Raw genomic sequence first — 15,808 nt, 5'->3', positions numbered from 1 at the left:
ATTCAGGTGATGCCGGCCTGCAAACGCCGGCTTCCTGCGCTTCCGGTGCTCACGTACTTTAAGTACGCTCCGCTCCGGTTCTCGGAAACCACCTTGTTTGGCCGCTTCGCGTCCGTCTTCGACTCCGGCTCGGCCTGACCCGAATCTCAACACACCTTAGGGTGTGCCCAACCCTTCATGTCGCATCGATAACGGCTTGACCCGCGCCGCCCGCTCGGGCATCGAACCCGCTCGAATTTGCCGCGGCGAGAATCGCCTGAGCGCGGCGCCGAAACGACGTGGAGAAAAAATGGCCGACGACATCACCGAGACCAGCCAGACTGTTGCCGCCGGCCAGTTGCGCGCCTTCATCGAGCGCATCGAGCGGCTCGAGGAAGAAAAGAAGACGATTTCCGACGACATCAAGGAAGTGTTCGCCGAAGCCAAGGGCACCGGCTTCGACACCAAGGCGATGCGCTCGATCATCCGGCTGCGCAAGAAGGACCAGGCTGAGCGGCAGGAAGAGGAAAGCATCCTCGATCTGTACAAAGCCGCTCTCGGCATGGTGTAAGAACCGGCCCGGCCCTTTCTTTTTGACACAGGCGCGGCGCTGCCAGCCTCGCCTCGCGCCTTCCCGGGAATTGCCTTAAGCCCGGAAGACGCATCTGTCGCGACATGATGAGCGGCGGCGGGGCACCGTCGCCGACATCGCCGCAGACATCGTCAAGGCGCGCCTCGCTGGTGCGATGCCCTTTTCTTTCCCAGCTTCGTTAGCGTCTCCACCCTGCGGATGCGATTTGTCTTCACGCATGCCTGATAACCGGTTGACTATGAAACATGAGTCTCATAGTCAACATTGAACTTGACACAAATAGTCGACAATTCGAGCCCAGGCGCCTCTGGCGGCCCTGCGGCGGTCAGAGGCAGTGGGGCAAATTCAAATGGCGTTTCATCGTGACAGCGACGGGTGCTTTCCATCGGAAGTGGCTGATTGCCTGGCTGTCGACGCTGCTTTGCGCAGGTCATGCGGCGGCACAGGAAAGCGGCGCTCCCGCATCGGGCGGCACGACGGTGCTGGAGCAGATCACGTTGAGCGACAAGGCCGCTCAAAGCGCGTCCGAGGAGGACAGCAAGACGGTCGTCGCCAAGCGCAGCTCCGGCGCAACCAAGACCGACACGCCGCTGATCGAGACGCCGCGCTCCGTCTCGGTGGTGACGCGCAAGGAGATGGAACAGCGCGGCGCGCAGGACATCATCGAAGCGGTCCGCTACTCGGCGGGCGTGACAACCGGCGGCTATGGCTTCGATCCGCGTTTTGACCAGATCTACATCCGCGGCTACGGCACGACGACGATCGGCGACTACAAGGACGGCCTGCGCCAGCCATACATGAACTACGGCACCTTCCGCACCGACCCCTATTCGCTCGAGCGCGTCGAGGTCATCAAGGGGCCGGTATCGGTCCTCTACGGCGCCGGCACGCCGGCCGGCATCATCAACAAGGTGTCGAAGCTTCCTACCGAAGAGAAGATCCGCGAGGTGGAGCTGCTCTACGGGACACAGGATAGGGCGCAGGCAGCATTCGATTTCAGCGGCCCGGTTCAGGAGGGCAGCAACGACTTGCTGTACCGGGTCGTCGGCCTGGCGCGGAACGGCGAAACCAATTTCGATATCGCCGACGACCGTTATTTCCTGCAGCCTTCGCTTACCTAGGCTCCGGATGCCGCCACGTCCTTCACGATCTATGGGCTCGTGCAGGCCGACGAGACCGACACCAACGTCGGCGCGGTGACCGACCCATCGGGAAAGATTCTCCAGCTGCGCTCCAGCGATCCGGACTATGACTATCAGAAGGTGCGGCAGCAGCAAATCGGCTACAAGTTCGAGCACGAGTTCGACGGCGGCATCACATTGCGCCAGAACCTCCGCTATTCGCATCTGGACCTGCAGTCGCGCTACCTCAGCATCTACAGCTGGACCGGTACGGTTGCCCATCGCGGCGCAAGTTCGATCCGCGACGAGATGAACGTCTTCCAGGTCGACAATCAGCTCGAAGCCAAGTTCGACACCGGGCCGCTGGCGCACACAGTGCTCTTCGGCCTCGACTATACGGACCTGACGTCGTCCTTCGGCTACGGAGCGGATCCCGTCAATCCAGCCTTCGACTTCGACATCGCAAATCCGACCTATGGCGTTTCCGGCCCGACGCCGGATTAAACTCTTGCGCAGTCCGACGCGGACCTGCGGCAGACCGGCATCTATGCGCTGGACCAGATCGAAATGGACAGATGGCGTTTCACGCTTGGCGGCCGCCAGACCTGGGTCGGACAGACGCGCGTTCAGCTTTTGGGCGGCGCGCCCGAGGATGTGAAGAAGGATGCCTTCAGCGTCCAGGCCGGCGCTCTCTATCTGTTCGACAATGGCATCGCCCCTTTCGCCAGCTACGCGACCTCGTTCGAGCCGATTACCAACCAGTCGGTTTCGGGCACCATTCTCGAGCCGTTGAAGGGCGAACAGTTCGAACTGGGGGTCAAATACCAGCCGCCGGGGACCGATATCCTGCTGTCGGCGGTCGCCTATCATCTTGTCGAGAAGAACAAGCCGGTTCTGGTCGATCCCGTCGCGACCTATCGCTCGCTGGGTGAGGTGACCAGCAAGGGCTTGGAACTGGAGGCGCGTGCCGCCGTCACGGATAGGCTGGATGTGATTGCTGCCTATACCTTCAACCATGCCGAGATCACCGCCGCGCTCGATCCTACAGAGATCGGCAAGGTCCCTTCGGTAACGCCCGAACATGTGGCAACCCTCTGGGCCAACTACAAATTTGACGAAGGCAGTGCCGTTCCAGGCCTGTCGGTGGGGGCCGGGGTACGGTTCCTCAGCGAGACCTATACGGACACCGCCAACACCAGCAAGAATGACGCGGCCATCTATCTCGATGCCTCCGCGTCCTACGATTTCGGCGCCATCGACAAGAAGTATGACGGCGTCACCGCGGCCTTTGCCGTCCGCAACATCGCCGACGACCGCGCGACGGTGTGCAACGAAGGCTATTGCTATCTCGGCCAGGGCCGCAACATGACCGCGTCGTTGAAGTATCGCTGGTAGGTTCCGTGCTCTCAGGCGATGGCCGGGCGTGATCGTTGCATGTCAGCATGATGGTGTGATGTAAGGCAGCCTCTGCTATCCAAGGCTGCAACGAGCATCGAACCAACCATGAGCGAATTCGATTTTGGCGCCCGCCGCGGTTCGGAATTCCGCCAACGCGGCTTCTGGGCCCTGTTCGCGGAACGGCATCCGGAAGAAAGGGTCCGGCTGGTGCGGCGCGGACCCTGGTTCTGGCAGCGCGGGCTACCAGACTTCGCCCTGGTCCTTTCCATGTATGTCGCGCCGGCGCAGAACCATGTCGGCGTTTTCTTCGGTCGCAACGAGAAGTTCGGTGCCACCGAGGCCTGGTCGCGGTTGAGGCCGTTCCAGCCGGCGATCGAAGACAGGCTGAAGCTCAGGCCGGAACAGAGTTGCGAGGGCCTCGGCATCAATTCGCTGTGGCGCGTGAACTGCTTTGCCGAGGACAACTGGCCGGCGATGGCCGACTGGCTGGTGACGGAATGCTCGCGATTCGAGCGCGCCGTGATCGAAGTGCTCGGAGATGGCGGCGACGGTCCGTGATCGCCTGCCGCCATCCCGATGGGATCGCAATGGCCCGGTCAGTTCGGCTTTGGCGTGTCGCGGCCGATCTCGTCGAGATGGTTTTGCAGCGTCAGATGGTCGAGCGCGTGCACGGGCAGGTTGGTGAACAGCGAGATGCGGTTGTTCAGCATGCGATAGGCATCGGCGAAGGCGAGGTGCATCTCGGCGTCGGTGCCGTCCGCCTTGGCCGGGTCTGGTATCGCCCAGAGCGCCGTCATCGGGTGGCCGGGCCAGATAGGACACGTCTCGTTCGCGGTGTTGTCGCAGACCGTGAAGACAAAGTTCATTTCCGGCGCGTCAGGCGCCGCAAATTCGTTCCAGCCTTTCGAGCGGGCAAAGCCCGTATCGTAGTTGAGGCTTTCCAGCAGTTGCAGCGCATAAGGATTGACCGTGCCTTTCGGCTGCGAACCGGCGGAGAAGGCCTTGAACTTGCCGGCGCCGATCCGGTTGAGGATGGCCTCGCCCATGATGGATCGCGCCGAATTGGCGTTGCAAAGAAACAGGACGTTGTAGAAATTGTCGCTCATCTCAAGACCTCGCTGGCAGGCGACTGGATGATTGGCCGGCAGTTCCGACAGATTGCCGAAGATGCCGACAGGGGCGACGTAGGAAGGTTTCACGACGGTTTGATGACAATCGTTCAAATAATAGGCTCGCGCATACTCGACTATAGCATCGCGTCGACAGGCTCGCGGCGTTCGGCATGTCGGCCGCCGTTAAAAAGAAGGCCGCGGCAATGAGTGCTCCGGAGCCCTTCGCGGGCGAAGACGGCAAGGCAAGCCGCATGCCGGGCTTCTTCCGCTCGCGCTGGCAAGGCCTAGTGGCGCTCGATCGGCTGTTCTGGCGCGACCTGGTGTTTGTCGGCACGGCGATCAACATCGCTTTGTCGGTGGTGGCGCTGATCCTGCTCGGGATGAAGCTGCCGCTCGCCGTAGTCCTGGCGGTGCATTTCCTGCCTGTGCCCTACAACATCTTCCTGACCTTTGCCGTCTGGCGCAGTGCGGAAAAATCCGGAGGCGCCAAAGCCTCGCTGATGATGCTGGGTTCCGCGCTTTGGCTGATCCTGGTCGTCGTGGTCTGACAGGCTCGAATGCCTGTTGGCTGCAAAGAAAAAGGCGGCCGAAGCCGCCTTCCATTCTGGTCGACTCCATCTCTTTGCTTGGACGCAATTTCGGACGGAAAACCGTTCACACTTTTCCTGGAATTGCTCTAGGCCGGCTCGAATTTCAGCGCCACGCCGTTGATGCAGTAACGCAGGCCGGTCGGCGGCGGGCCGTCCTCGAAGACATGGCCGAGATGGCTGCCGCAGCGGGCGCAATGGCATTCGGTGCGGACCATGCCATAGCTGCGGTCGATCGTGTTCTCGACGGAGCCCGGCACCGGGTCGTTGAAGCTCGGCCAGCCGGTGCCGCTTTCGAACTTCAGCTTGGATTCGAACAGCGGCTGGTCGCAGCCGACGCAGGAAAAGCTACCGGCGCGCTTCTCGTAGAGCAGGGCGCAGCTTCCGGGACGTTCGGTGCCATGGTTGCGCATGACGGCAAATTGCTCCGGCGCCAGCCGTGCGCGCCATTCGGCATCGGTGCGGGTAACGGGGTAGGCGTGGGTGTCCATTTGATCTCCTCAGCCTTGGCGGCTTGTTACTACAGCGCCGCGCGTCCGTCGGACGCGCAAAGGACGCTGTAGCACTTTGGTTTGCGCATAATCCTTTCCGAACCGGAGGTTCGGGGTCATGCGCGAGTTGCAACCTATGTTCGCTCCAACATAGGCATTTGTTACGGGTTTTGCCCGCATTTTCGATCACGCCTCATGCGATAGCCGCGAGATAGCGCGCGACCGAAGCGGCGAATGCCGCCTTGGCGCCGCCGATGATGTTCTGGCCCCACCAGGCACCATAGATATGGTCGAACTCGAATGGCTCCAGCGCCACCGCGATGCGGCGCACCGCCGCCGCGTTGAGCGGAATCTGGTTCGGGTAGCTGTACATGAAACTGACATGGCGGCGGGTCGGCGTGACTTGCAGGGTGTCGCCGGACAGCAGGACGTTGCCGCCGTCGCGCTTCCAGTGCATCACCTGGCCACCAGCAAAGTGGCCGCCGCAGCGGATGAGTGTCAGCGAGGGGTTTATGGCTCGCGTTTCGCCGTCCCAGCTGACGATCGCCTTGTCCGGCCGCATGATCCATTGACGGTCGTCGGCGTGGAGATAGATCGGTACGCCGCCAAAGGCCTCGCTCCACTCGACCATCGCCGAATAATAGTGACAGTGCGAGATGGCGATGGCAGCCAGGCCGCCACGGCGGTTGATCTCGGCCACCGCCTCGTCGCTCACCATCGAGACGCAGTCCCACAACACATTGCCGTGCGGCGTTTGCACCAGCAGCGCCCGCTGGCCGATGGCGAAGCGCGGCTCGACGCCGAAGGCGAGCACGCCGGCGTCGTCCTTCACCGCGAGCCGATGTGTGGCGGCGAGCTCTTCCGGCGTGATCCAGGCCTGACCCTCCCAGCGCACGAATTGCCGCTCGTCCTCGCAGATCGGGCAGTGTCGCGGCGGTGCTTCGCTCGCTGCGAACTGGACACCGCATTGCAGGCAAAGGAAGCAGGTCATGGTGACTCCGGGAATTGCTCAGTGCTTGCGCGAAAGCTGCTTCGTCGCGGCCTCGAGCCCGGCCAGCGTCAGCGGGAACATGCGGCCGCCGAAGATGTCGCGGATCATAGCGATCGAATGGGTAAAGCCCCAGTTCTTCTGGTTTTCCGGGTTGAGCCAGACGGCATTCGGCCATTGCTGCAAGAGACGCCCGAGCCAGATGGCGCCTGCCTCCGGGTTCCAGTGTTCGACCGAGCCGCCGGGGTGCGCAATCTCGTACGGGCTCATCGAGGCGTCGCCGACGACGATCACCTTGTAGTCCGGCCCGTATTTGTGGAGCAGGTCGAAGGTCGGGATCGTCTCGGCGAGACGGCGGCGATTGTCCCTCCAAACGCCTTCGTAGAGGCAGTTGTGGAAATAGAAATATTCGAGCTGGCGGAATTCGGCGCGGGCGGCTGAAAACAGTTCCTCGACGCTCCTGATGTGGTCGTCCATCGAGCCGCCGACATCGAAGAACATCAAGAGCTTCACCGCATTGCGCCGTTCGGGTCGCGTCTTGACATCGAGATAGCCGTGCTCGGCGGTGGCGTGGATGGTGCCGGGCAGGTCGAACTCCTCCTCTGCACCTTCGCGCACCCAGCGCCGCAGCCGCTTCAGCGCGATCTTGATGTTGCGGGTGCCGAGTTCGACGGCGTCGTCGAAATTCCTGAACTCGCGCTTGTCCCACACCTTCACCGCGCGGCGGTGGCGGCTTTCGTGCTGACCAATGCGCACGCCTTCGGGATTGTAGCCATAGGCGCCGAAAGGCGAGGTGCCGCCGGTGCCGATCCATTTCGAGCCGCCCTGATGGCGGCCCTTCTGCTCCTCCAGCCGCTGCTTCAGCGTTTCCATGAGCTTGTCGAAACCGCCGAGCGACTCGACCAGTTTTTTCTCTTCGTCAGACAGATGCTTTTCGGCGAGCCGCCGCAGCCACTCCTCGGGGATGTCTCTGACGTCAATAGCGGCGTTTCCGTCTAGCGCCTCGACGCCCTTGAAGACATGCGCAAACACCTGGTCGAAACGATCGATGTGGCGCTCGTCCTTCACCAGGGCAGTGCGGGCGAGGTAGTAAAAACCCTCGACGTCATAGTCGACCAGCCCGGCCTCCAGCCCCTCCAGCAGCGACAGATATTCACGAAGCGAGACGGGAACGCGTGCTGCTTTCAGCTCAAGGAAGAAGGGGATGAACATGACGCTATCTACAGCAGATCATATTCGATGAAGCCGGTGCGCCGCGCGACATAGTCGTAGAGCTTGCGTGCGGTGGCATTGGTTTCGTGGGTCATCCAGTAGACGTTCTTGACGCCGATCTTGCCGGCCTCCTGCTTGACCGCTTCGATGAGGGCCGCACCGACGCCCTTGCCACGCACCGCCGGGTCGGCGAACAGGTCCTGCAGATAGCAGTTGTTCATCTGCGACCAGCAGGAGCGATGGTAGAGATAGTGGGTGAGGCCGACAGCCTTGCCGTCGAGCGTGGCGATAAAACCCTTCGGCTCGAATTCGCCGACCGTGAAAAGCCGCTTCCAGGTGACGGCATAGACCTCTTCCGGCAACTTGGTTTCGTAGAAGGTGAGATAGGCGGTCCACAGGCGCTGCCAATCGGCACGGTCGGACTGCGCCAAGGGGCGGATGGTGATCTCGGTCATTTCGTTCTCCTCCGAAGCTTGTGGCTTGAAGCTGCCTCGGCGCCCGGTTGGCGGCAACGGTCCAGCGAGGGGATAAGCGCTGTCCGGTCTTTTCCTACCCCTGCCGTCTCGCCATGAAGGCCAGGCGCTCGAACAAGTGCACGTCCTGCTCGTTCTTCAGCAGCGCGCCGTGCAGTTTGGGCAGCGCATTCTTCGGATCGGCGCGAAGGTCTTCAGGCGCGATGTCGTCGGCAACCAGCAGCCGGATCCAGTCGAGCGCCTCGGAGGTCGACGGCTTCTTCTTCAGCCCCGGCACGTCGCGGATCTCATAGAACTGGGTGAGGGCGGCGCGCACCAGGTTCTGCTTGATGCCGGGATAGTGGACGTCGACGATTCTGTGCAGCGTCTCGACATCGGGAAAGCGGATGTAGTGGAAGAAGCAGCGGCGCAAAAAGGCGTCCGGCAGTTCCTTCTCGTTGTTGGAGGTGATGATGACGATTGGCCTGACCGCGGCTTGGATCGTCTCGCCGGTCTCGTAGACGAAGAACTCCATCCTATCGAGTTCCTGCAGCAGGTCGTTGGGGAACTCGATGTCGGCCTTGTCGATCTCGTCGATCAACAGCACGACCTTTCTGCCGGCAGCGAAGGCCTCCCAGAGCTTGCCGCGCTTGATGTAGTTCCTGATGTCGTTGAAGCGGTCGTCGCCGAGCTGGCTGTCGCGCAGCCGCGAGACGGCGTCATATTCGTAGAGGCCTTGCTGCGCCCTTGTGGTCGACTTGACGTGCCATTCGATCAGCTCGAGGCCGAGCGCGGCCGCCACCTGGCGGGCAAGTTCCGTCTTGCCGGTGCCGGGCTCGCCCTTGACCAGCAATGGCCGCTCCAGCGCGATCGCCGCGTTGACGGCCACCATCAGATCCTTGTCGGCGACATAGGCCGCCGTGCCTTCGAAACGCATTTTTGCTCCTCGGTTCGATCGAGCCGACCGTAAGGATGCGGCCACCCCGGCGCAAGCACGAGCTCGGGCGCTGCGTATGGCGGAAATTCTGAATGATAAGGCCGCCAACCATGCCGTGTCTCTGGCGCTTGGCCGCCCATCGGCCTATATTGGGGTCGGCGGTCTGCGCTTCCCGGCAGGAGACACTTTTCCCCGGGGCCTTAACGATCCTTAGGGAGCTGTCCCTGGGAAGACCCGTGGGTTTTCTCACACGGCGCCCACCTACTTTGTAGGCACCCGGGATCGACTTCTCCACCGGTTGTGTGGATCGTCATTTTCGCAAGGCATCCACGCATTCCGGTGGATCATAAGGTGGAAAACGTCGCTTCCAAAACTTCATCCCCAATCTGACCTTTTCTACCTTGGCGCATGACATCTTCGAGAGACCTGAAAAGACATCTTCGCAAGGAAGCGCTCGGGCGACGTGATGCGCTCGACGAATTCTGGCGCGTGGAAATCGCGCTCGAAATGGCCGAGACCGCTCGCGACCAGATCGCGATCGAACCGGGCCAGATCATCTCCGGCTTCTGGCCGATGCGTTCGGAGGTCGATGTCCGGCCGCTGATGTTCGCCTTGCGCGAAAAGGGCGCAAGGCTTTGCCTGCCGGCGATCCTCGACAAGACCACCATCGTCTTTCGCGAACTGGTGCGTGGCACGCCACTGGTGGAGATGGGCTTCGGCACAATCGGCCCGCATGAAGAGGCCGCGGTGCTCGACCCGGCGGTGATGCTGGTGCCGCTTGCCGCTTTCGACGCGCGTGGCCACCGTATCGGCTACGGCGCCGGCTACTACGACCGCGCGATCGCCAAGCTGGTCGACAAGGGGCAGCCGCCCAGGCTGATCGGCATCGCCTTCGACTGCCAGGAGGTGGCGCAGGTGCCGGACGAGAACCATGACGTCATCATCTCGGAAATACTCACCGAGAGCGGGTTGCGCCGGTTCGATATGTGATGATCTGCTTAACGCGTTTCTAAGACATATCGGATAGTACTTCTGTAATACAATCCGATTCGATGGCAGCAATAGCTATGGTCTTAATGCGTTTCCTCCTGATGCCGTTCGCCCTGATCGCGGTAGTGCTGTTTGCGATGGGATTGCACATCATCGGAACCTCTCTGTATCATCAGGTCGTCTGGTATCAGACGGTCGCCACCGTGACGGATGTCAATCCCTACACTGAAATGCAGAAAAACGGCCTCACCAAAGATGGCATCAATGTCGCTGTCACCTATATGGCTAACAACGCGCCGATGACTTGGTCCGGAAAGGAAAAGGTTATCGGTCTTTATGGAGTGTCCATGGGCGACAAGGTAGAGTTGTACTACGACCCTGCCGATCCGTCGAACCTCGATACCGCCGCAGCCAAAGGTTGGCGCGGCGCGCTGTTGCTCCTTGCCGCTACCGGTGGTTTCACCGCCTTCTACGTCTGGTTCTTCTGGCTACGCCGACGGAACGCGCCGTAGACGTCGCCTAGCCCGATCGCGTTGCGGGCGCGCAGGTGCCGGATGAGAATCACGACGTGATCATTCCGGAAATACTCACCGAGAGCGGGTTGCGTCGCTTCACTCCGCAATTGTAGATAGTCTTGGGGTGCATGGTTTTTGCGGAAAGTCATGCAGCTGGTGCTTCATGGACTTTCGGCTCGGGATCTTATGAGACTTCTCTTCCTCGGCGACATGGTTGGCAAGACTGGACGCACGGCGGTGTGGGAACAACTGCCCGGCCTGATCGCTGACTTCAAGCTCGACTTCGTCGTCGTCAACGGCGAGAACGCCGCCGGCGGCTTCGGCATCACCGAAGAGATCTTTCGCGACACGATCGCGGCGGGAGCTGACGTCGTCACCACCGGCAACCATGTCTGGGACCAGCGCGACGCTTTGGCGTTCGCGCCGCGCGAGGAGCGTTTCCTGCGCCCGTCCAATTTCCCCAAGGGTACGCCGGGGCGCGGCTCCGGCGTCTACATCGCCAGAAACGGCGCGCGCGTGCTAGTCGCCAACATCATGGGCCGTGTTTTCATGCATCCCGAGCTCGACGATCCGTTCCAGGCCGGCGAACGCGAGCTCGCCGCCTGTCCGCTCGGCGAACAGGCCGATGCGGCCGTCATCGACTTCCACGCCGAAGCGACCTCGGAAAAGATGTGCTTTGCGCATTTCGTCGACGGCCGCGCCAGCCTTGTCGTCGGCACGCATACCCACCAGCCAACCGCCGACCACCAGATCCTCAATGGCGGCACTGGGTACATGTCCGACGCCGGCATGTGCGGCGACTATGATTCCTCGCTCGGCATGGACAAGGAGGAGCCACTCAACCGCTTCCTGTCGAAAGTGCCGAAAGGGCGGTTCGAGGCGGCAAACGGTCCGGCTACCCTGTGCGGTGTCGGCGTCGATATTTCCGATCGCACCGGGCTGGCCGAGAAGATCGCGCCGTTTCGTCGCGGGCCACGGCTCGAGGAAACCGCGCCGTCCTTCTGGTCGTGACATTGATATAGACGCACGCAATACCTAATTGCCGGCGACACCTGCTTCAGATCGTAGAGGGGACGACCTCCATGCAGCTCATCGAATTCCTGGCGCCGCATTTCGCCTTCTTCTCCGACCCGACCGCCTGGGTCGCGCTGCTGACGCTGGTGGTGCTGGAGGTCGTGCTCGGCATCGACAATCTGATCTTCATCTCGATCCTGACCAACAAGTTGCCGGAAGCGCAACGCGCCCGCGCCCGGCGGCTCGGCATCTCGGCGGCGCTGATCATGCGGCTGGTGCTGCTTGCCACCATTTCGATCATCGTCCAGCTGACGACGCCCGTGTTCACCGCGCTTGGCCACGGCTTTTCCTGGCGCGACCTGATCTTGATCGCCGGCGGCCTGTTCCTGGTCTGGAAGGCGACCAAGGAAATCCACCACACGGTCGATCCCGACGACCACAAGGACACGATGCTCGGCGAGACGCTGCAGATTTCGCTCGCCGGCGCCATCTTCCAGATTCTGCTGCTCGATCTGGTCTTCTCGATTGATTCGATCATTACCGCCGTCGGCATGACCGACGAGATCGCCATCATGTACATCGCCGTGATCGTGGCGGTCACCGTGATGATGCTGGCGGCCGGGCCGCTCGCCGACTTCATCGCCAAGAACCCGAGCATCGTCATGCTGGCGCTGGGCTTCCTTTTGATGATCGGCATGACGCTGATCGCCGACGGCATGGGCTACCATGTGCCCAAGGGCTACATCTACGCCGCTATGGGGTTCTCGGCGCTGGTCGAAGGCCTCAACATGCTGGCGCGGCGGCGGAGGAAGGCAAGGTCCGGCGGCGGGCACTGAGGCTGGCCGGCTCTAACCTTTTGTTTTTGCGCAATTCCGGACGGAAAACCACTACACACTTTTCCTGAAATTGCTCTTAGCTCGCCGGCACGCCCTTCGGATGGCGATCGCCGATCAGGCCAAGCGTCAGGCCCTGCTCCAGCCACGCCTTGGCGCCGGCCAGAACGAGCGAGAAGCCGCCGGTCGAATCGATCGCCTGCTTGACCTGCTCGTCACCGCTACCGGCAAAGCCGAAATTGCGAACCTCGAGAAAGGTCGTGTTGCCCGGCATCTCGGTGAAGGTCCAGACCACAATGGTTGGCGGGTCGCTGCACTGCATGACGATCTTCTTGTCCTTGACGATCTCGCTGACATCGACCGCCGTCGAGACGTCGTACATGCGCCATTCCCACTGAACCGGCTTGCCTGCGTCCAGCCGGCCGCTGGAATGAGTGAACCAGAATTTCGTGGTGACAGCTGGATCGACGATCGCTTCAAACACCTCGGCAACAGGCCGCCTGATCAGCATGCCGGTTTCGGCGGTTGGTGCTTCGCGGATTTCCATGGCGGTCTCCTTTCAGGCTTGGCCCTCACCAGGCTCCGGGTTCGCGCACCATGTGGACGATGCTGGCCGGATTGGCGATCCAGAAGCCACGGAAGCCTTCGCCCAAGGGCTCGATGGCGTCACAGCGCACAACGCCAGCCCTGGCGAAATGATCCGCGGCGACCGGGAAATCGTCTGTGAACAGCTCCAGCCAGATTTCGGCCTGGCTCATCATCGGCGCTTCATCGATCCACAGGCGGTTTGGGCCGAACTCGAAGCCGATTGCCGGCGCCTTGGCAGTGAACGGCTTCAGGCCGACGACATCGCGGTAGAAGGCGATCGTCGCCTCATACTGGTGCGGCGGTACCTTCATGGCGATGTTGACGCCGCCGGTGATTTTCGCGGTCATTGCTGGCTCCACTTCCTGCGTTCAGAAGTTGTCTTCATCAGCCGGTTCGGTCCGCGTCGCTCGCTATGACAGGTTGACCTGCCAGGAAACTCCGAACCTGTCGTTCAGCCATGCGAAACGGCGGCTGAAGCCATAATTGTCGGGCGGCATCAGGAACGCGCCGTCCTTTGCCATTGTCTCGACAATGCGGGTCAGCTCCTGCTCGGAGGAACAATCCACGTAGAGCGAGACCGACGGCGTGAACGTGAAGGCATGGTGCACCGGGCTGTTGTAGAGCATTACCTCCAGGCCGCCGATCGACAGCCGCGCCAGCTTGACCGTTCCTTCCGGGCCGTCTTCGCCGGAGCCGTAACCGGTAACGTCAAGGATGCTGCTGTCGGGAATGGTCTCGCAGTAGAGGCTCATCGCCTCCTCGGCCTTGCCCTCGAACATCAGGAATGGCGTTACTTTCTTCATCGCAGGCCTCCGTCTTCATCAAGGTCGCTCAGATATTGGTCTCGTTGGCGGGTTCGCCCTTCAGCTCGCTGCGATAGTAGCCGTCGCGCAAATTGATGCCGTATTCGACATAGGCTTTCATGCAGGCCAGCATCTGCGACCAGCCCTCGCAATTGAGGTAGGACTTCTTCAATCCGGCCTCTCCTTCATGCCAGCCGGTCTCGGCGATGGTGACGAAGGTGCCACCGTCGTCCAGCGGCTCGAAATTCATTTCGATGCGCGTCTTGTAGGCCGGCTTGCCGTCGGCGTCGGTGGCGTCCCAACGCAGCACGATGCGGCTGTCTTTCGCGACCTCGTCGACCTCGACGGGCACCGTCTTCCACCATGTCACGGTGGTGCCCGCCACCAGCGGTGCGCTGGCGCCGCCAATGGTGGTGAAATATCCGCTGAGCTTGTTCGGATTGACGACCGCGTCGAAGACTTCGGCGACCGGCTTGTCGATGCGTCCGGATATCTTGAATCCAAGAGGCATATCCACAGCTCCTTCCTTGCTTGGGTCAACGATATGTTATAGAAACATAACATGTCAAGCCGATCGCAAGACGACAATGTTTTCAAGGCGCTGGCGCATCCGCGCCGGCGCGAATTGCTGGATCGGCTGAAGGACCAGCCGCAGACCACAGGCACGCTGTGCGATGCCTTTCCCGATATGGATCGCTGTACCGTCATGCTGCATCTCAAGATACTGGAGGAGGCCGAGCTGATTGTGGCGCGGCGCGAGGGGCGCGAGCGCTGGAACCATCTCAACGCGCTACCGATCAAGCAGATCCATGACCGCTGGATCAGCCAGTATGCCGGCCACGCAATCAGCATCATCGACCGGCTGAAGTCCGATCTCGAGGCGTGAACGGCCGCGTGCCAGGCCGTCGGGCTGATCCCGCCCAATGTCGCCAACGGCGCGGCTGGACGAATTGAGCCGATTTATTTATAAGCCGGCCATTCCGACAGAGAGCGCCATATGTCCATCCGGGCGTACCAGGGACGTTCTGAAATTTGAATTCGAGCATTTTCGCAAACGCCGGGTGAAACCGCCCGGCCGCAAATGCTCTAGCCGAAGACGACAGGGGTGCCATGGCTGGCCATTCACAGTTCAAGAACATCATGCACCGCAAGGGCCGCCAGGACGCGGTGCGGTCGAAAATGTTTTCCAAGCTGGCGCGCGAAATCACCGTCGCCGCCAAGACCGGGACGCCGGACCCGTCGATGAACCCGCGCCTGCGCCTTGCCGTGCAGAATGCCAAGGCGGTGTCGATGCCGAAGGACAACATCCAGCGCGCCATCAACAAGGCGTCGATGGGCGATGCCGAAAACTACGAAGCGGTGCGCTACGAAGGCTACGGGCCGGGCGGCGTGGCGCTGATCGTCGAGGCGCTGACCGACAACCGCAACCGTTCGGCCTCGAACGTGCGCGCCGCCTTTACAAAGGCCGGCGGGGCGATGGGCGAAACCGGCTCGGTGTCGTTCATGTGGGACCGCGTCGGCGAGATCTATTATCCGGCGTCAGCCGGCAGCGCCGAAAAGGTCATGGACGCGGCGATCGAGGCCGGTGCCGACGACGTGCAGTCGGACGAGGAAGGCCACACCATCTATTGCGCCTTCGAAAATCTCGGCGAAGTCTCCAAGGCGCTGGAAGGCGCACTCGGCGAAGCGGAATCGGTGAAGCCGATCTGGCGGCCGCAGAATAACATCCCGGTCGACGAGGAGCGGGCGCAGTCGCTGATGAAGCTGGTCGCCACGCTCGAGGATGACGACGACGTGCAGAGCGTCTACGCCAATTTCGAAGTCGACGACGAGACCATGGCGAAACTCAGCGCGGCATGAGCGACAAGCCGCTGCCCACCATCCGCATCACCTATTGCACGCAGTGCCAATGGCTGCTGCGTGCCGGCTGGATGGCGCAGGAGCTGCTTTCTACCTTCGGCACGGATCTCGGCGAAGTGGCGCTGGTGCCCGGCACCGGCGGCATCTTCACCATTTCCTGCAATGATCAGCTTGTCTGGGACCGCAAGCGCGACGACGGCTTTCCGGATGCCGCGAAGCTCAAGCAGCTGGTGCGCGACGTCATCGATCCGGACCGCGATCTCGGCCATTCCGACCGCAAGGGTCACACGCAAAAAGACCCCGCCTAAGGCGAGGTCTTTTGTATTTGCGTAGAGC

At 61.7% G+C, this 15,808-nt stretch carries 20 protein-coding genes, 1 other RNA gene and 2 pseudogenes; 13 read left to right on the top strand and 10 right to left on the bottom strand.

The window, feature by feature from the left end; genetic code table 11:
- Nucleotides 1-289 precede the first annotated feature (289 nt).
- The 3 genes and pseudogenes from ACSQ3Z_RS01540 to ACSQ3Z_RS01530 all read left to right on the top strand — a co-directional run bounded on the left by ACSQ3Z_RS01540 (nucleotide 290) and on the right by ACSQ3Z_RS01530 (nucleotide 3,648).
- Nucleotides 290-550: a DUF2312 domain-containing protein gene (locus ACSQ3Z_RS01540; protein WP_006204859.1), complete on the top strand. Its 261-nt coding sequence runs from the start codon at nucleotides 290-292 to the stop codon at nucleotides 548-550.
- A 380-nt stretch (nucleotides 551-930) separates the two neighbouring features.
- Nucleotides 931-3,087, top strand: a pseudogene (locus ACSQ3Z_RS01535) (TonB-dependent siderophore receptor).
- Nucleotides 3,088-3,195: 108 nt separating this feature from the next.
- Nucleotides 3,196-3,648 (top strand): hypothetical protein, encoded by a 453-nt coding sequence (locus ACSQ3Z_RS01530; protein WP_436169642.1) that lies wholly within the window; start codon nucleotides 3,196-3,198, stop codon nucleotides 3,646-3,648.
- Between the two features lie 38 nt (nucleotides 3,649-3,686).
- On the opposite strand, the gene ACSQ3Z_RS01525 is transcribed toward ACSQ3Z_RS01530, so the two are convergent.
- Nucleotides 3,687-4,196 (bottom strand): arsenate reductase ArsC, encoded by a 510-nt coding sequence (locus ACSQ3Z_RS01525; RefSeq protein ID WP_436171810.1) that lies wholly within the window; start codon nucleotides 4,194-4,196, stop codon nucleotides 3,687-3,689.
- A 209-nt stretch (nucleotides 4,197-4,405) separates the two neighbouring features.
- On the opposite strand from ACSQ3Z_RS01525, the gene ACSQ3Z_RS01520 reads away from it, so the two are divergent.
- Complete coding sequence (locus ACSQ3Z_RS01520; RefSeq protein WP_436171809.1) at nucleotides 4,406-4,750, top strand: hypothetical protein; 345 nt, start codon at nucleotides 4,406-4,408, stop codon at nucleotides 4,748-4,750.
- A 128-nt stretch (nucleotides 4,751-4,878) separates the two neighbouring features.
- On the opposite strand, the gene msrB is transcribed toward ACSQ3Z_RS01520, so the two are convergent.
- From msrB to ACSQ3Z_RS01495, 5 genes are all read right to left on the bottom strand, one after another.
- The gene (gene msrB / locus ACSQ3Z_RS01515) at nucleotides 4,879-5,280 is read right to left on the bottom strand and encodes a peptide-methionine (R)-S-oxide reductase MsrB (protein ID WP_436169641.1); all 402 of its coding nucleotides are present in this window, start codon (nucleotides 5,278-5,280) and stop codon (nucleotides 4,879-4,881) included.
- A 193-nt stretch (nucleotides 5,281-5,473) separates the two neighbouring features.
- Complete coding sequence (locus ACSQ3Z_RS01510; RefSeq protein ID WP_436169640.1) at nucleotides 5,474-6,271, bottom strand: MBL fold metallo-hydrolase; 798 nt, start codon at nucleotides 6,269-6,271, stop codon at nucleotides 5,474-5,476.
- A gap of 18 nt (nucleotides 6,272-6,289) precedes the next feature.
- Nucleotides 6,290-7,480, bottom strand: a complete 1,191-nt coding sequence (locus ACSQ3Z_RS01505) for a vWA domain-containing protein (RefSeq protein ID WP_436169639.1) — start codon at nucleotides 7,478-7,480, stop codon at nucleotides 6,290-6,292.
- A gap of 8 nt (nucleotides 7,481-7,488) precedes the next feature.
- Nucleotides 7,489-7,935, bottom strand: a complete 447-nt coding sequence (locus ACSQ3Z_RS01500) for an N-acetyltransferase family protein (RefSeq protein WP_436169638.1) — start codon at nucleotides 7,933-7,935, stop codon at nucleotides 7,489-7,491.
- Between the two features lie 94 nt (nucleotides 7,936-8,029).
- Nucleotides 8,030-8,869, bottom strand: coding sequence for an AAA family ATPase (locus ACSQ3Z_RS01495; protein ID WP_436169637.1), 840 nt, complete (start codon nucleotides 8,867-8,869; stop codon nucleotides 8,030-8,032).
- 157 nt (nucleotides 8,870-9,026) lie between these two features.
- On the opposite strand from ACSQ3Z_RS01495, the gene ssrS reads away from it, so the two are divergent.
- From ssrS to ACSQ3Z_RS01465, 6 genes and pseudogenes are all read left to right on the top strand, one after another.
- Nucleotides 9,027-9,182, top strand: a non-coding RNA gene (gene ssrS / locus ACSQ3Z_RS01490) — 6S RNA.
- 95 nt (nucleotides 9,183-9,277) lie between these two features.
- The gene (locus ACSQ3Z_RS01485; RefSeq protein ID WP_436169636.1) at nucleotides 9,278-9,859 is read left to right on the top strand and encodes a 5-formyltetrahydrofolate cyclo-ligase; all 582 of its coding nucleotides are present in this window, start codon (nucleotides 9,278-9,280) and stop codon (nucleotides 9,857-9,859) included.
- 62 nt (nucleotides 9,860-9,921) lie between these two features.
- The gene (locus ACSQ3Z_RS01480; RefSeq protein WP_436169635.1) at nucleotides 9,922-10,371 is read left to right on the top strand and encodes a hypothetical protein; all 450 of its coding nucleotides are present in this window, start codon (nucleotides 9,922-9,924) and stop codon (nucleotides 10,369-10,371) included.
- A 29-nt stretch (nucleotides 10,372-10,400) separates the two neighbouring features.
- A pseudogene (locus ACSQ3Z_RS01475) lies at nucleotides 10,401-10,487 on the top strand (5-formyltetrahydrofolate cyclo-ligase); the annotation flags it as partial.
- Between the two features lie 73 nt (nucleotides 10,488-10,560).
- A complete protein-coding gene (locus tag ACSQ3Z_RS01470) occupies nucleotides 10,561-11,385 on the top strand; it encodes a TIGR00282 family metallophosphoesterase (RefSeq protein WP_436169634.1) in 825 nt (274 codons plus the stop codon).
- A 71-nt stretch (nucleotides 11,386-11,456) separates the two neighbouring features.
- Nucleotides 11,457-12,224 carry a TerC family protein gene (locus tag ACSQ3Z_RS01465; protein WP_436169633.1) on the top strand — a complete coding sequence of 256 codons (768 nt, stop codon included), beginning with the start codon at nucleotides 11,457-11,459 and terminating at the stop codon, nucleotides 12,222-12,224.
- A 76-nt stretch (nucleotides 12,225-12,300) separates the two neighbouring features.
- Here the strand turns inward: ACSQ3Z_RS01465 and ACSQ3Z_RS01460 are convergent, their stop codons facing one another.
- The 4 genes from ACSQ3Z_RS01460 to ACSQ3Z_RS01445 all read right to left on the bottom strand — a co-directional run bounded on the left by ACSQ3Z_RS01460 (nucleotide 12,301) and on the right by ACSQ3Z_RS01445 (nucleotide 14,123).
- Complete coding sequence (locus ACSQ3Z_RS01460) at nucleotides 12,301-12,768, bottom strand: SRPBCC family protein (protein WP_436169632.1); 468 nt, start codon at nucleotides 12,766-12,768, stop codon at nucleotides 12,301-12,303.
- A 25-nt stretch (nucleotides 12,769-12,793) separates the two neighbouring features.
- The gene (locus ACSQ3Z_RS01455) at nucleotides 12,794-13,156 is read right to left on the bottom strand and encodes a hypothetical protein (protein ID WP_436169631.1); all 363 of its coding nucleotides are present in this window, start codon (nucleotides 13,154-13,156) and stop codon (nucleotides 12,794-12,796) included.
- Nucleotides 13,157-13,219: 63 nt separating this feature from the next.
- On the bottom strand, nucleotides 13,220-13,612 hold the full coding sequence (locus tag ACSQ3Z_RS01450) for a VOC family protein (RefSeq protein WP_436169630.1): 393 nt from the start codon (nucleotides 13,610-13,612) through the stop codon (nucleotides 13,220-13,222).
- Nucleotides 13,613-13,640: 28 nt separating this feature from the next.
- The gene (locus ACSQ3Z_RS01445) at nucleotides 13,641-14,123 is read right to left on the bottom strand and encodes an SRPBCC domain-containing protein (protein ID WP_436169629.1); all 483 of its coding nucleotides are present in this window, start codon (nucleotides 14,121-14,123) and stop codon (nucleotides 13,641-13,643) included.
- 51 nt (nucleotides 14,124-14,174) lie between these two features.
- On the opposite strand from ACSQ3Z_RS01445, the gene ACSQ3Z_RS01440 reads away from it, so the two are divergent.
- From ACSQ3Z_RS01440 to ACSQ3Z_RS01430, 3 genes are all read left to right on the top strand, one after another.
- Nucleotides 14,175-14,498 (top strand): ArsR/SmtB family transcription factor, encoded by a 324-nt coding sequence (locus tag ACSQ3Z_RS01440; RefSeq protein WP_436169628.1) that lies wholly within the window; start codon nucleotides 14,175-14,177, stop codon nucleotides 14,496-14,498.
- 224 nt (nucleotides 14,499-14,722) lie between these two features.
- Nucleotides 14,723-15,472: a YebC/PmpR family DNA-binding transcriptional regulator gene (locus ACSQ3Z_RS01435; RefSeq protein WP_436169627.1), complete on the top strand. Its 750-nt coding sequence runs from the start codon at nucleotides 14,723-14,725 to the stop codon at nucleotides 15,470-15,472.
- Nucleotides 15,469-15,780, top strand: a complete 312-nt coding sequence (locus ACSQ3Z_RS01430) for a SelT/SelW/SelH family protein (protein ID WP_436169626.1) — start codon at nucleotides 15,469-15,471, stop codon at nucleotides 15,778-15,780. The genes ACSQ3Z_RS01435 and ACSQ3Z_RS01430 overlap by 4 nt, the downstream gene beginning before the upstream one ends.
- The last annotated feature ends 28 nt before the right edge of the window (nucleotides 15,781-15,808 follow it).

It is taken from the genome of Mesorhizobium sp. LjNodule214, assembly GCF_964252735.1.
Lineage (GTDB): Bacteria > Pseudomonadota > Alphaproteobacteria > Rhizobiales > Rhizobiaceae > Mesorhizobium.
Note: the sequence above shows the minus strand (reverse complement) of the source record. Positions and strands in the feature narration are given on the sequence as shown.

What these genes read in the sequence shown, in the direction of transcription:
- ACSQ3Z_RS01520 (WP_436171809.1), top strand. Translation starts at nt 4,406, where the DNA reads ATGAGTGCTCCGGAGCCCTTCGCGGGCGAAGACGGCAAGGCAAGCCGC.
- ACSQ3Z_RS01445 (WP_436169629.1), bottom strand. Translation starts at nt 14,123, where the DNA reads ATGCCTCTTGGATTCAAGATATCCGGACGCATCGACAAGCCGGTCGCC.
- ACSQ3Z_RS01525 (WP_436171810.1), bottom strand. Translation starts at nt 4,196, where the DNA reads ATGAGCGACAATTTCTACAACGTCCTGTTTCTTTGCAACGCCAATTCG.
- ACSQ3Z_RS01440 (WP_436169628.1), top strand. Translation starts at nt 14,175, where the DNA reads ATGTCAAGCCGATCGCAAGACGACAATGTTTTCAAGGCGCTGGCGCAT.
- ACSQ3Z_RS01505 (WP_436169639.1), bottom strand. Translation starts at nt 7,480, where the DNA reads ATGTTCATCCCCTTCTTCCTTGAGCTGAAAGCAGCACGCGTTCCCGTC.
- ACSQ3Z_RS01495 (WP_436169637.1), bottom strand. Translation starts at nt 8,869, where the DNA reads ATGCGTTTCGAAGGCACGGCGGCCTATGTCGCCGACAAGGATCTGATG.
- ACSQ3Z_RS01465 (WP_436169633.1), top strand. Translation starts at nt 11,457, where the DNA reads ATGCAGCTCATCGAATTCCTGGCGCCGCATTTCGCCTTCTTCTCCGAC.
- msrB (WP_436169641.1), bottom strand. Translation starts at nt 5,280, where the DNA reads ATGGACACCCACGCCTACCCCGTTACCCGCACCGATGCCGAATGGCGC.
- ACSQ3Z_RS01470 (WP_436169634.1), top strand. Translation starts at nt 10,561, where the DNA reads ATGAGACTTCTCTTCCTCGGCGACATGGTTGGCAAGACTGGACGCACG.
- ACSQ3Z_RS01450 (WP_436169630.1), bottom strand. Translation starts at nt 13,612, where the DNA reads ATGAAGAAAGTAACGCCATTCCTGATGTTCGAGGGCAAGGCCGAGGAG.
- ACSQ3Z_RS01530 (WP_436169642.1), top strand. Translation starts at nt 3,196, where the DNA reads ATGAGCGAATTCGATTTTGGCGCCCGCCGCGGTTCGGAATTCCGCCAA.
- ACSQ3Z_RS01480 (WP_436169635.1), top strand. Translation starts at nt 9,922, where the DNA reads ATGGCAGCAATAGCTATGGTCTTAATGCGTTTCCTCCTGATGCCGTTC.
- ACSQ3Z_RS01485 (WP_436169636.1), top strand. Translation starts at nt 9,278, where the DNA reads ATGACATCTTCGAGAGACCTGAAAAGACATCTTCGCAAGGAAGCGCTC.
- ACSQ3Z_RS01540 (WP_006204859.1), top strand. Translation starts at nt 290, where the DNA reads ATGGCCGACGACATCACCGAGACCAGCCAGACTGTTGCCGCCGGCCAG.
- ACSQ3Z_RS01460 (WP_436169632.1), bottom strand. Translation starts at nt 12,768, where the DNA reads ATGGAAATCCGCGAAGCACCAACCGCCGAAACCGGCATGCTGATCAGG.
- ACSQ3Z_RS01510 (WP_436169640.1), bottom strand. Translation starts at nt 6,271, where the DNA reads ATGACCTGCTTCCTTTGCCTGCAATGCGGTGTCCAGTTCGCAGCGAGC.
- ACSQ3Z_RS01455 (WP_436169631.1), bottom strand. Translation starts at nt 13,156, where the DNA reads ATGACCGCGAAAATCACCGGCGGCGTCAACATCGCCATGAAGGTACCG.
- ACSQ3Z_RS01430 (WP_436169626.1), top strand. Translation starts at nt 15,469, where the DNA reads ATGAGCGACAAGCCGCTGCCCACCATCCGCATCACCTATTGCACGCAG.
- ACSQ3Z_RS01435 (WP_436169627.1), top strand. Translation starts at nt 14,723, where the DNA reads ATGGCTGGCCATTCACAGTTCAAGAACATCATGCACCGCAAGGGCCGC.
- ACSQ3Z_RS01500 (WP_436169638.1), bottom strand. Translation starts at nt 7,935, where the DNA reads ATGACCGAGATCACCATCCGCCCCTTGGCGCAGTCCGACCGTGCCGAT.